Origin of the sequence: Modestobacter marinus (genome assembly GCF_011758655.1) — a bacterium.
GTDB classification, from domain to species: Bacteria; Actinomycetota; Actinomycetes; order Mycobacteriales; family Geodermatophilaceae; genus Modestobacter; species Modestobacter marinus.
On the sequence record NZ_JAAMPA010000001.1, the window covers coordinates 1,058,514 to 1,070,786 of the forward strand.

At 75.7% G+C, this 12,273-nt stretch carries 13 protein-coding genes; 7 read left to right on the top strand and 6 right to left on the bottom strand.

Annotated elements, in window-relative coordinates; genetic code table 11:
- Positions 1–69: 69 nt before the first annotated feature.
- Positions 70–711 carry a pentapeptide repeat-containing protein gene (locus FB380_RS04935; protein ID WP_166754104.1) on the top strand — a complete coding sequence of 214 codons (642 nt, stop codon included), beginning with the start codon at positions 70–72 and terminating at the stop codon, positions 709–711.
- A 52-nt stretch (positions 712–763) separates the two neighbouring features.
- On the opposite strand, the gene FB380_RS04940 is transcribed toward FB380_RS04935, so the two are convergent.
- The 3 genes from FB380_RS04940 to FB380_RS04950 form a co-directional block, all read right to left on the bottom strand.
- Positions 764–2,008, bottom strand: a complete 1,245-nt coding sequence (locus FB380_RS04940) for a glutamate mutase L (RefSeq protein ID WP_166754105.1) — start codon at positions 2,006–2,008, stop codon at positions 764–766.
- Positions 2,005–3,111, bottom strand: a complete 1,107-nt coding sequence (locus FB380_RS04945; RefSeq protein WP_166754106.1) for a saccharopine dehydrogenase family protein — start codon at positions 3,109–3,111, stop codon at positions 2,005–2,007. The genes FB380_RS04940 and FB380_RS04945 overlap by 4 nt, the downstream gene beginning before the upstream one ends.
- A gap of 108 nt (positions 3,112–3,219) precedes the next feature.
- Positions 3,220–3,876 (bottom strand): response regulator, encoded by a 657-nt coding sequence (locus FB380_RS04950; RefSeq protein WP_229681986.1) that lies wholly within the window; start codon positions 3,874–3,876, stop codon positions 3,220–3,222.
- A 106-nt stretch (positions 3,877–3,982) separates the two neighbouring features.
- Between FB380_RS04950 and FB380_RS04955 the strand changes: the two genes are divergently transcribed.
- The 3 genes from FB380_RS04955 to FB380_RS04965 all read left to right on the top strand — a co-directional run bounded on the left by FB380_RS04955 (position 3,983) and on the right by FB380_RS04965 (position 6,192).
- The gene (locus FB380_RS04955; RefSeq protein ID WP_166754108.1) at positions 3,983–4,696 is read left to right on the top strand and encodes a sensor histidine kinase; all 714 of its coding nucleotides are present in this window, start codon (positions 3,983–3,985) and stop codon (positions 4,694–4,696) included.
- 172 nt (positions 4,697–4,868) lie between these two features.
- A complete protein-coding gene (locus FB380_RS04960) occupies positions 4,869–5,732 on the top strand; it encodes a manganese catalase (protein WP_166754109.1) in 864 nt (287 codons plus the stop codon).
- 133 nt (positions 5,733–5,865) lie between these two features.
- Complete coding sequence (locus FB380_RS04965; RefSeq protein ID WP_229681987.1) at positions 5,866–6,192, top strand: hypothetical protein; 327 nt, start codon at positions 5,866–5,868, stop codon at positions 6,190–6,192.
- A gap of 158 nt (positions 6,193–6,350) precedes the next feature.
- Here the strand turns inward: FB380_RS04965 and FB380_RS04970 are convergent, their stop codons facing one another.
- Positions 6,351–7,964, bottom strand: coding sequence for a solute symporter family protein (locus FB380_RS04970; protein WP_166754110.1), 1,614 nt, complete (start codon positions 7,962–7,964; stop codon positions 6,351–6,353).
- Positions 7,957–8,331: a DUF485 domain-containing protein gene (locus FB380_RS04975; protein ID WP_166754111.1), complete on the bottom strand. Its 375-nt coding sequence runs from the start codon at positions 8,329–8,331 to the stop codon at positions 7,957–7,959. The genes FB380_RS04970 and FB380_RS04975 overlap by 8 nt, the downstream gene beginning before the upstream one ends.
- Positions 8,332–8,499: 168 nt before the next feature.
- On the opposite strand from FB380_RS04975, the gene FB380_RS04980 reads away from it, so the two are divergent.
- The 3 genes from FB380_RS04980 to FB380_RS04990 all read left to right on the top strand — a co-directional run bounded on the left by FB380_RS04980 (position 8,500) and on the right by FB380_RS04990 (position 10,822).
- A complete protein-coding gene (locus tag FB380_RS04980) occupies positions 8,500–9,831 on the top strand; it encodes a Rieske 2Fe-2S domain-containing protein (protein WP_166754112.1) in 1,332 nt (443 codons plus the stop codon).
- Positions 9,832–9,864: 33 nt separating this feature from the next.
- Positions 9,865–10,317, top strand: a complete 453-nt coding sequence (locus FB380_RS04985; RefSeq protein WP_166754113.1) for a universal stress protein — start codon at positions 9,865–9,867, stop codon at positions 10,315–10,317.
- A 226-nt stretch (positions 10,318–10,543) separates the two neighbouring features.
- Complete coding sequence (locus tag FB380_RS04990; RefSeq protein ID WP_268237733.1) at positions 10,544–10,822, top strand: GyrI-like domain-containing protein; 279 nt, start codon at positions 10,544–10,546, stop codon at positions 10,820–10,822.
- Between the two features lie 3 nt (positions 10,823–10,825).
- On the opposite strand, the gene FB380_RS04995 is transcribed toward FB380_RS04990, so the two are convergent.
- Positions 10,826–12,067 (bottom strand): MFS transporter, encoded by a 1,242-nt coding sequence (locus tag FB380_RS04995; RefSeq protein ID WP_166754115.1) that lies wholly within the window; start codon positions 12,065–12,067, stop codon positions 10,826–10,828.
- Positions 12,068–12,273 lie beyond the last annotated feature (206 nt).

A 12,273-nucleotide genomic window follows, 5' to 3' on the forward strand; every position in this document is an offset into this window, starting at 1 on the left:
CCCCCGAGCCCGGGCCCCCCACCAAAATGGCCATTTCGGTGGGGACCGGGGACGGCGGAGGATGGTGCCGTGCCGATCGACGTGAGCGACCTCGAGGCCCTCCTCCCGCCGCTGGTGGACGCACCCGGGCCGGAGCTCACCGGCGCGGGCACTGCCGACGGCCTGCGGTACACCGGCCTGGAGCTGACCGGGGACGCCACCGGCGGGTCCTTCCTCGAGTGCGCGCTGACCGGGTGCGACCTCGCCGGCGTGCCCTTCGACCGGGCCCGGCTGTCCAGCTGCCTGCTCACCGACCTGCGCGCGGCCGGCTGGTCGCTGGTCGACGCGACGCTGCTGGACGTGGTGGTCACCGGCGGGCGGTTCGGTGCGGTCACCGCCCACGGCGCCGAGCTGACCCGGGTGGCCCTGCAGGAGGTCAAGGTCGACTACCTCGACCTGCGCGGCGCCACCCTGGTCGACGTCACGCTCACCGGGTGCACCGTGGCCGAGCTGGACCTCGGCGGCGCCGACCTGCGCGACCTGCGGCTGGTCGACTGCACCGTGGAGTCGCTGGTGCTCCGCGGCGCCCGCAGCCGCTCGGTGGACCTGCGGGGCGCGGAGGTGACCCGGCTCGACGGCGTGGCCGACCTCCGCGGCTGCACGATCAGCCCGGTCCAGCTGGCCGGCTGGGCCGGCGGGATGGCGGCCGAGCTGGGCATCCGCGTCGGCTGAACCGGCTCCCGATCAGCCGCCGACTGCGCCGGGTCGGCGGGGACGGCTCCCGTCAGCCGTCGAGCAGGCCGGTGAGGAGCCCGGCTGCGGCGGCCGGTGCGTCCCCGGCGAGCAGCCCGGCCGCGGCCAGCACGTACCGGCCGTCGACGACCACCTGCGCGCCGGCCAGCACGCTCCCCGCCCCGCCCCGGTCGGCCGCCACCCGCTGCACCACGGCGTCCACCGCCGCCGGCGCCGCGTGCCGGAACACGCCACCGGAGAGGACGACGAGCCCCACCCCGCGCGCGCTCGCGCCGCCGGGGCCGTAGGCCGCCTCGGCCCGCAGGTGCCGGCGCAGGGCCACCACCGCCGCCGCCTCGCCGAGGGGCAGCGGGTCGTCCCCGGGGTCGGGGAGCCCCTCGGCCACGGCCGCCTCCCGCAGCGCGCCGGCGCTGGCGTGCACGCCCAGGTCGCCCTCCACGGTGCGCCGGCGGGCCGGCACCCCGACCGCTGCCCGGTGCAGCGACGCCTGCTCCGCGTCGACGGCCGGCACGCTGTACACGTCGGTGGTCGCGCCGCCGACGTCCAGCACCAGCACGCCCGGCGCGTCGGTGCCGGCCCGCAGCTCGGCCAGCGCCGCCACGCCGTCGAGCACGGCGTCCGGCGTCACCGCCCGCACCCACGCGCGCAGCCGCGGGTCCGCCGACAACCGGGCGCCGCCGATGACGTGGGTGAGGAAGACGCCGCGGATCGCGGCGCGGGCGGACTCCGGGGCCAGCTGCCCGATGTCGGGGAGCACGTTGTCGGCTGCGGTGACCGGGGTGCCGGCCGCGGCGAGGACGGCGCAGACCTCCGCCCGGACGTCGACGTTCCCGGCCACCACGACCGGGACGGACCAGTTCGTACCGGCGAGCGCGGCGGCGTTGTGCCGCAGCACGGTGGCGTCCCCGCCGTCCGTCCCGCCCACCAGCAGGACGACGTCCGGCGCCGCGGCGGCCAGCCGCCCGAGCGCCGCGTCGTCCAACCGGCCCGCCGCGACGTGCACCACCCGGGCGCCCGCCGACAGGGCCGCCCGGTGCCCGGCCTCGGCGCTGATCAGCTCCTCGTAGCCGACGACGGCCAGCCGCAGCCCGCCGCCGGCGCTGGAGCACGCGCGCACCGGGGCGTCCCAGCCCTCGGTCGCGGCCAGCACCCCGACCACCACGTCCGCCGGGGTCGTGGGCGCCTGCCGCGTCTCGACCAGCCGCCCGGTCTTGCGCTCGACCAGCGCCGCCTTGGTCCAGGTCGAGCCGACGTCGACGCAGGCGAGCAGGGTCATGCCGGCCGCAGTCCGGCGGTGGCCGCGCCCGCGGTGAGCTCCTCGAGCCCGAAGGCCTGCACCGGGCCGAGGGCGCCGGCGCCGGTGACGCCGCCGCCGGCGGCCCGGACGGCCCCCCAGGCCAGCAGCTCGGCGGTCAGCTCGTAGGGGTCCGGGCCGAGGAGCCGGACGCGGGCGACCCGCGCTCCGGAGGCGTCCCGCACCTCGGCGACGACGTGCGTCCGGGTCTCCCCCTGGGTGGTCGGGGCCTCGGCGAACCGGCGTCCCACCAGGTCGGCGAGCTGCTCCACCCGCGCCGTGGCCCCGGGGAGCCGGCCCAGCCACGGGGTGAGCGGGGCGAGCCGGTGGGCGACCGGCGTCGCCGGGCCGAACCAGTCCAGGTACACGCCGATCTCGCGCAGCGACGGGGACAGCCCGGGCAGCGCGAGGTGCTCCGAGCCGCCGACCGCGAGCCCCCGGCGGGTGCGGCCGGCGACGTCGAACCGCCAGTCCCGCGCCCCAGCCGGCTCCTCGACCAGCCGGCCGCCGCGCCAGGCGTGCCCCGGCTCCAGCAGCACGCCGATCAGGGAGACCAGCGTGCCGCGGGAGAAGCCCTGTCCCCGCCCGCCGTCCAGGCTGTAGCCGACGTCCAGCCGGTGCGCCCGGTCGCCGGCCTCGGCCAGGGCCAGCGCGCCCGCCAGGACGCCGGGCACGTAGTCGTGGCCGAACGCGGTCAGCAGCGCGGCACCCGACGCCTGCGCCCGCGGCCCGAACTCCTCGAACACCCGGCGCAGGAAGGGCGGCTCCCCCGTGGAGTCCAGGTAGACCGCGCCGGCGTCGGTGGCCGCGGCGACGGCGGCCTCCCCCAGCCGCTGGAACGGCCCGACCGTGGTGACCAGGACGTCACCGGCGCCGAGCAGGGCGCGCACCGACGCCGGGTCGGTGACGTCGGCGACCGCGGTCTCCCACGGTCCGGCGGCCCCACCGAGCCGGTCGGCCAGGGGGACGAGGCGGTCCGGGTCCCGCCCGGCGAGCACCGGGCGGGCGCCGCGGGCGGCCAGGGCGGCCGCCGTCCGGCCGCCGGTGTGACCGGTGGCACCGAGCAGGACGATCCGTGCAGGCATGAGCGGACCCTAGCCACGACGCGCCGAACCGAACCGGAACTGCAAGGTCCGCGGATGGGCGGCGCTGCACCGGGTAGCCGGGGCGTGATGCCCGCTCCGCTCCGGCGCTCAGCGCACCGGTCCCGTCCCGGTCGAGTCGAGTCCGACCCGACCGGCGAGAGCGGCGGCCTCCACCCGGGTGGAGACGCGGAGCTGGCGCAGCAGGTTGGCCACCAGCCGCTTCACGGTGCGCTCGGAGACGTGCAGCGTCGTGGCGATGTCCACGGTGCTGGTGCCGGCGGCCACCAGCCGCCAGAGCCGGCGGTCGTCGGCGGACAGCTGGGCGGCGATGCCCTGGTCCGCGGTGGGCGCTGCGTCGTCCAGCAGCTGGCGCAGCAGCGACTCGGGGATCACCGACCAGCCGTCGAGGACGGCGAGCAGCGGGCGCACCAGCGCCTCGGGGCTGGCCGTCTTGGGCAGGAAGCCGCTGGCCCCGGCCCGCAGCGCCTCCAGGGCGGCGTCGGCCTCGGCCAGCCCGGACAGCGCGACGATCCGGGTCATCGGCCGCGCCCGGCGGATCGCCGCGATCGCCCGGGTGCCCCCGGGTGGCGGCATGTGCAGGTCGACGACGGCCACGTCGGCGTTGTGCCGCAGCACCAGCGCCGCGCCCGCCGAGGCGTCGTCCGTCGTGCCGACCACACGGACCCGCCCGCCGCTCTCCGGGGGCAGCAGCAGTTCCAGACCCCGGCTGAACAGCGGGTGGTCGTCGACCACCACCACGTCCACGGGGGGACGGTGCTCAGCAGCGGCACCGACGTCGAGTCCCTCCACGTCACTCCCACAGATCAGCTGCGCCCGGCGTGGCTGACCGACCGCTCTCCCGGAGGTGCCCGTGACCCTCGCTGCCGACACACACCCTGCGACGCTGCCCGGACTGCTGACCGACCTGCTGCGCGTGGTGCGCAGTCACCTCCCCCGTCCCGCCGCTGAACCGGTGAGCACCGGCGATGCGCTGGTGCGGGCACTGTGCCACGACATGCGCAGCCCGCTGGCCGCCCTGGAGTCGGTGCTGGAACGGCTCGACGACGACGACCGCCGGCCGGAGCTGCTGGAACTGGCGCGCAGCCAGGCGCAGCACCTCACCTCGATGCTCCGCACCGCCGACGCGACCGGCGGCGCGCCCGAGCGGCGCGGGGTCCGGCTGCTGGTCGACGTCGTCCGCGCCTCGGTGGGCTCCTCGGGGCTGCCGGACAGCCAGCTGGACCTCCAGCTGGCCGCGGACGCGGGCGACGTGGAGGTGGCCGACGCCCGGGTGCAGCGGATCCTGACCAACCTGCTGGAGAACGCCCACCGGCACGGCGGGGGCCGGCCGGTCCGCCTGCGGGTGGACCGGCGGGAGGGGTGGGTCGACCTCGCCGTCACCCAGCCGGGGGTGCCGGCCGACCAGGTGCTGGGGCACCTGAACCGGACGACCCCGCCGGTGGACCTGTGCGGGCTGGGCCTGTGGTCGGTGCAGCGGCAGACCCGGGAGCTCGGCGGGCGGCTGGCCTGGTCGCAGGATGCCGACGGCGCGTTCACGCTGGTGGTGCGCCTGCCGGACCGCTGATGGAGGACCCCCGTGCCCCCCACCGCTCGCAAGCTCGCGGCGGGGGGCAAGGGGGCCAGGCAGGTCGGCCCCTGCGGGCCAGCGGACGGCACGGGGGTGACACCGGGGAGGGGCATCTGTGAGTTGTCACCGCGAGGGCGGCGACAGCGACCGACGCAGAGGGAGAACGCCCGTGTTCACGCACACCCACGCCCTGCAGTACGAGGCCAAGCCCGACGGCCCCGACGCCAACTACGCCCGCCGGCTGCAGGAGGTGCTCGGTGGTCAGTGGGGCGAGATGACCGTCGCCACCCAGTACCTGCTGCAGGGCTGGAACTGCCGTCTCCCCGGCAAGTACAAGGACATGCTGCTGGCCATCGGCACCGAGGAGCTGGCGCACGTCGAGATCCTGGTGACGCTGATCGACCGGCTGCTGGACCACCAGCCGCTCAAGCCCGACTCCGCGGACCACTCCAAGGAGAGCGCCGCCGCGTACGGCCAGAGCAACCCGCAGCACGCCATCGTCAACGGTGGCGGCGCCTACTTCCGGGACAGCATGGGCCTCCCGTGGAGCGGTGGGTACGTGACCGCCAGCGGCAACCTGATGGCGGACTTCCACTACAACGCCACCGCCGAGATGATGGGCCGGCTGCAGGTGAGCCGGCTCTACAACATGACCGACGACAAGGGCGTCAAGGACACCCTCCGGTTCCTCATCGCCCGGGACCACTACCACCAGATGCAGTGGCTGGCCGCGGCCGAGGAGCTCAAGGCCGACGGGCTGGACAACATCCCGGTGCCGGCGGCCTTCCCGCTGGACGAGGAGCCGCCGGAGTTCGCCTACGCGTTCCTCGACGCCTCCGACGGGCCGGACGCCGCCAACGGCCGCTGGGCCAACGGGCCGGCGCTGGACGGCACCGACAACCAGCTGACCGCCCGCCCGATCGCGGCCAACGCCGACGCCCCGATCCTGCCGCCGGGTGACCCCCGGCTGTACGGGACCCCGCCGGTGCCGATGCAGGGGATCCTGCAGAAGGCCAAGGACGCCCTCAAGTGAGTCGCCGTCTCCCGTGACCCGTCACGGGGGGCACACCCGCTGCGCCGTCGCCGTGCCGGCGCCCCGGCTCCGCTGCAGAGCGGACCTGGGACGCCGGCCCGGCGGGCGTCCGCCCCTCCCCGGAGGTCCCGCCGTGCACCTGTCCGTCCCCACCCCCCACCTCTCCGCCCCCGCCCTGCCGGCCCTGCGCCTCCCCGGCCGGCTGCCGGTCGCCACGGTGCTGCTGTCGGTGCTCTACGCCGCGGCGATCGCCGTCGCCCTCCTCGCCCCCGGGCAGCACGTGCTCGCCGGGTGCGTGGTGCTGGGCGGGCTGGTCAGCCGCTCCGTCGTCCGCCGTCGCCGCTCCGCCGCCGGTGCGCTCGGCGCGGCCACGGTCGCCGTCGACACCGTCCTGCCCGACCCCGCCGTCCTGCCCGGCAACTCCCGGGACGAGCCGGCTCCCGCACCGGCTGCCGCCTGAGGCACCCGGGCACGACGCGAGGCGCGCCCCCACCGGGGACGCGCCTCGCGCCTCACTCAGTCCGCTGAGACCAGGTCAGTTCCACCCGGCTCCGCCACGGCCTGGCTGCAGGGGCCCACGGCGAGCTTGCGAGTCGTGGGGGGCAGCCAGGTCCTTCATCAGTGCGCGACCGCCTTCTCCGCGCCGATGCCGGTCAGCGACCGGACCTCGAGCTCGGCGTACTTGTCGATGTCCGGCTTCTCCTTGGAGACCTTCGTCCCCAGCCAGCCGAGGAAGAAGGACAGCGGGATGGAGACCAGGCCGGGGTTGCGCAGCGGGAACCAGGCGATGTCGAAGTTGGAGAACATCGCCGTCTCCGAGCCCGACACGACCGGCGAGAAGATGATCAGGCCGATGCAGACGATCAGCCCGCCGTAGATCGACCACAGCGCGCCCTGGGTGGTGAAGTCCTTCCAGAAGAGCGTGTAGAGGATCGTCGGCAGGTTGGCCGAGGCCGCCACCGCGAAGGCCAGGGCCACCAGGAAGGCGATGTTGATCCCCGCCTGCAGCGCCAGGATGCCCAGGCCGATGGAGACCGCGCCGATCACGACGGCGGTGATCCGGGCGACCCGGACCTCCGAGTTCGGGTCCCCCTCGCCCTTCTTGAGCACCGAGGCGTAGACGTCGTGGGCGAAGGACGCCGACGCGGTGATGGTCAGCCCGGCGACGACCGCGAGGATCGTGGCGAAGGCGACGCCGGCGATGATGCCCAGCAGCACCGTGCCGCCGAGCTCGAAGGCCAGCAGCGGCGCCGCCGCGTTGACCCCGCCGGGTGCGGCGAGGATGCGCTCGGAGCCCACCAGGGCACCGGCGCCGTAGCCGATGACCAGGCTGAACAGGTAGAAGGCGCCGATCAGCCAGATGGCCCAGACGACCGACTTCCGGGCGTCCTTGGCGGTGGGCACGGTGTAGAAGCGCATCAGCACGTGCGGCAGGCCGGCGGTGCCGAGCACCAGGGCCAGCGCCAGGCTGATGAAGTCCAGCCGGGTCGCCTCCGAGAGCCCGTACTGGGCGCCGGGCTCCACGACCTGCTGCCCCTCGGAGGCGATCGCCCCGCCGATCAGCGAGGACAGGTTGAAGCCGTACTCGGCGAGCACCCAGATCGTCATGACCAGGGCACCGGCGATGAGCAGCGTCGCCTTGATCATCTGCACGTACGTGGTGCCGCGCATGCCGCCGACCAGCACGTAGAAGATCATCAGCCCGCCGACGACGACCACGACCAGGGCCTCGGCCGCGGCGCCGCTCACCCCCAGGAGCAGGGCGACCAGGCCACCGGCACCGGCCATCTGCGCGAGCAGGTAGAAGAGCGAGACGAACAGCGTGGAGATGGCCGCCGCGGTGCGCACCGGCCCCTGCCGCATCCGGAAGGCCAGGACGTCGGCCATGGTGAAGCGGGCCGTGTTGCGCATCAGCTCCGCGACCAGCAGCAGCGCCACCAGCCAGGCGACGAGGAAGCCGATCGAGTACAGGAAGCCGTCGTAGCCGTAGATGGCGATGGCGCCGGCGATGCCGAGGAACGAGGCCGCCGACAGGTAGTCGCCGGCGATGGCCAGGCCGTTCTGGGTGCCGGTGATGTTGCGGCCGGCGGCGTAGTAGTCCGCGGCGCTCTTGTTGTTCCGGCTGGCGCGGAAGGTGATGAACAGCGTGATCACGACGAAGGCGCCGAAGATCGAGATGTTGATCGCCGGCTCGCCGATCGTCGCGCTCTCGGCGGCGAACACGTCAGCCACGGGGGGTCTCCTCGTTCCGGGGCGAGGCGAACTCGTGGGCCTCGAGGCGGGTGCGCATCTCGTCGGAGATGGGGTCGGTGTTCTTGCTGGCGTGCCGCACGTAGAGCTGGGTGATCAGGAAGGTGCTGACGAACTGGCCCAGCCCGAGCAGGATGCCGAGGTTGACGTTGCCGAAGACCTCGGTGGACATGAAGTCGGCCGCGTAGGTGGAGAGCAGGACGAACAGCAGGTACCAGACGAGGAAGGCGACGGTCATCGGCACGGCGAAGCTGCGGAACCGGCGACGCAGCTCGGTGAACTCCGGGGACTCCTGCGCCTGGCGGTACTCCTCCGGGGTCAGCAGCTTGCGTTCGTTCGGGGGTGTCACATGGCACCTCACTGTGTGTCGCCTGTCGGGTGATCGCGGTCACCTTAGGGTGTCCGTGCTCACAATGGGAGCCACGGTGTCCCGATAGTTACCGAAGCCGTCTCGGAGGACGCCTGGAGTCCACGCAGGGGCAACGTCGGGGAAACGGCCGGCTGGTGCCATGGGTGCATGGCCTCCTCCAGGACCACGCCCTCCGGGACCACGAGCTGCCGGACCGGTGCGCCGGGGACCGACGGGCGGGCCGCGGCCGGCACCGGCTGGTACGCCGTCGCCCGCTCCAGCGAGGTGGGGACGACGCCGCGGCAGGTGGGCGCGGGCGGGCAGCCCTACGTCGTCCTCCGCACCCGGCCCGGCGCGGAGGTGACCGCCCTGTCGGCGCGCTGCCCGCACCGGTTGGTGCCGCTGACCACCGCCACCGTCGTCGACGGCCGGGTGCGGTGCGCCTACCACGGCTGGGAGTTCAACGCGGAGGGCCGCTGCGTGGAGATCCCGTCGCTGGGGCCGGTCGGCACCCCGCCCCCGCGGGCCGACCTCTCCGCCCCCTGGGCGGTCGAGGAGCGGGACGGCTGGGTGTGGCTGGCCCCCGACCCCACGCCCGTCCCCCGGCCCCCGCGCACGAACGGGACGACGCCGTCGCCGGAGCCGGTGCCCGACCTGCCACCGCCGGACGGACCGGTCCTGGACAACCTGCACCCCGCGCTGGAGCACGCCTGGCACCCGGTCGCCCCGGCCGCCGGACTCCGCGCCGGCGGGTACCTGCAGACCCGGTTGCTCGGGCGCACCTGGACGGTGCACCGCCGGGCCGACGGCGCGCTGGACGCCGATCCCCCTGCCTGGGGCGTCGTCGAGCACCTCGGCCTGGTCTGGATCGCCCCGGCCGAGCCGCGGGCCGAGCTGCTCGCCGTCCCGGAGACCGCGGACCCGCTGGCCGCCTCCGGCTGGCTTGCCCCGGTCCGCAGCGCCGCGTCGGCCGGCGCGCTGGCCGACGCGTTCCTCGACGTCTCCCGCCGGCCGCCCGGGCGCCCGGCGCCGGAGCCGGCCGTCCCGGAGGTGACCCACGATCCGGACGGGTTCTCCGGCGTGCAGGAGGAGCCGCTGCGCGCCCGGCGGGTGACCTCGGTCCACCGGGCACCGTTCCAGCTGCTGCGGCGGGAGCAGGACCTGCCGACGGGGGCGGTGACCACGGTCGTGCGGCTGCTGCAGCCCGAGGACGCCGACTCGACCCGGGTGCACACCTGCGTGCTGGTGCGGCAGGCCGGCGGCGCGGTCTCCCCCGACACCCTCGCCGCGGCGCTGGCGTCCGCGGCCGCCGAGCTCGAGGAGGACCTCGCGTTGCTGGCGCGCTGGGGCAGCACCGGGCTGCCCCTGCTGCCCCGGGACGAGCTGCACCTGCGGGCCGACCGGCTGGGGGTGGCGCTCCGCCGGACACTGGCCGACTTCGCCGCCGACTGCGCGGCCGCCGACCAGGCCGAGGCACTGCAGGGGCGCGCCACCGCCTGACCGTGCCGTGCCGCGGGCGCGCAGGATGGGCCGATGGCCGCAGCCGGGCAGTTCGAGCGGGGCACCGACGGCCCGCGGGTGATCCTCGTCGGGGTGGACGGCTCTCCGACGTCCCTGCGCGCCGCGGCCTACGCGGCCGGGCTGGCCCGCCGCCAGCACTCCCGGCTGGTCGCGGTCTTCGTGGAGGAGCCGCCGTCGATGGTCGGCTGGGTGCCCGAGGCCCAGGCGATCGCCCGGGACGCCGCTGCGCAGGTGGGCGAGGAGCTGCGCCAGGAGCTGCGCGCGGCGACCGAGCACCTGGGCATCGGGGTGGAGCTGCGCACCGCGCAGGGCGACCCGGTGACCGAGCTGTCCCGGATCGCCGACGAGCTGCCGGCGGACGCGGTGCTGGTGGGCGCCTCGGAGCAGGCCGGCCACCGGGTGATCGGGTCGGTGGCGGTGCGGCTGGTGCGGGTCGGCCGCTGGCCCGTGACCGTCGTCCCCTGACGCTCTCCCGTGACGGTCGTGCGGTGAGCCGCTACGGTTCGCCGGCGTGACGACCCCCTCCGCGGAGCTGACCGACCTGCCCGAGCTGCGCGTGGTCGGAGTGCAGCTCGAGGCCCCGTTCGACGAGCTTCAGCACGAGGTCCCGAGGGCCTAGCAAGCGCTCCTGAGCCGCACCGCCGAGCTGCCGGACCCCGGGGCGACGGGGTACGTCGAGGCCAGCCAGCACCTGGGTGGCGGCCGCTACCGGGAGACGGTGGGGGTGCTCGCCGACGCGCGCACGGCGGTGCCGGCCGGCATGACGGCCGTGGTCCTGCCCGCGGCGCGCTGGGCCCGGCTGGTCCACGACGGGCCGCTGCCCGAGGTCGCCGAGAGCTTCGGCCGGCTGCACGACTGGTGTGCCGAGCGGGGCCTGACGCACGGCGACCTGAAGCTGGACACCGGCTACGGCTCCGACGGCGCCGGTCCGCACGTGCTGCACGTCGACGTCCCGGGCACCTCCGACTGACGCTCAGGACGCCGCCGGCTCCTCGTCGGCGGCGAAGGCGTTGGCCACCAGGTCCCGGTGCGCGGCGAGCAGCCACCAGAGCACCCCGGCGAGCACCAGCTGGACGGCGCCGGACACCGCGAACACGGTGGGCACGCTCGTCGCGTCGGCCAGCAGACCGCCGGCGAGCGCGCCCAGCGGGATGCCGCCCCAGACCAGCGTCCGGTAGCCACCCTGCACGCGGCCGAACAGCGCCTCGGGGATGAGCGCCTGGCGCAGCGACATGGTGAGCACGTTCCAGAACAGCACCCCCACCGTCCCGGCCCCGAACAGCACCCCGGCCACGACGCCGTTCTCCGTGAAGGCCATGGCGCCCAGGGTCAGCGCGGCCAGCACGGACCCGGCGACCAGCGTGGCGGTGCGCCCGATCCGGTCGGCCAGCGGCGCGGCGGTCAGCCCGCCGAGCACCGCGCCCACCCCGCCTGCGGTCAGCAGCAGGCCGTACCCGGCCGCGCCGATCTCCACGGTGTCCAGCGCGTACAGCACGAAGACACCGGTGGTCATCGACGAGGTGAGCGCGGTGCTCGCCGAGACGAGGGTGAGGCCGCGGAGGAAGCGGTGCCGCCACAGCCAGCCCACGCCCTCGGCGACGTCCCGGCGGATGGTCGTGGGCGGGCCCTCACCCCGGGCCGGCCGGTGGGTGCCGGCGATGCCGACCACCAGGACGGCGGCGAGCAGGAACCCGCCGGCGGTGGTGAGCAGCGGCGCGGCCGCCGCGAGGACGAAGAGCACCGAGCCCAGCGGGGCGCCGATGAAGCCCTGACTCGCCTCCTCGGCGGTGGTGAGCAGCCCGTTGCCGCGGTCGAGCTGGTCGCGGCGCACGACCTGAGGCAGCATCGCCCGGGCCGCGCTGTCGTACACGGTCTCGGCGACCCCCACCGCGAACGCCACGGTGTAGAGGACGACGAGCGACGTCGTCCCGGTGAGCACCGTGGCCGCCAGGGCGGCCAGGGCGGCGGCCCGGACGACGTTGGCGGCGGCCATCGCGCGCTTGCGGTCGCTCCGGTCGACGAAGGCGCCGGCCGGCAGGGCGAACAGCAGCCAGGGCAGGAAGGCCAGCGACGTCAGTGCCGCGACCGCGACCGGGTCCCGGGTGAGGGTCGCGGCCAGCAGCGGCAGCGCGACCCGGTTCACCCCGTCGGCGAGGTTGGACGCGGCGCTGGCCGCGTAGAGCCGCCAGAACGCCGGACCGAGGGGCGAGGACACGACCGGCACCCTGCCAGTGCGCTCCGACACCCCCGCGTCGCCCCGCAGACCCGAGCCCGTCGAGTGACAGCTCAGCGGGGTCCCCGCCCCGCTGATCGCCCGCTGAGCTGTCACTCGGCGATGCGGTGCCCGCCGGAGGCTCATCCCGGGGGCGGACACGCGGTTCACCCCGCGGGACGACGACGGCGGGCGCCGCGCTGCCTAGG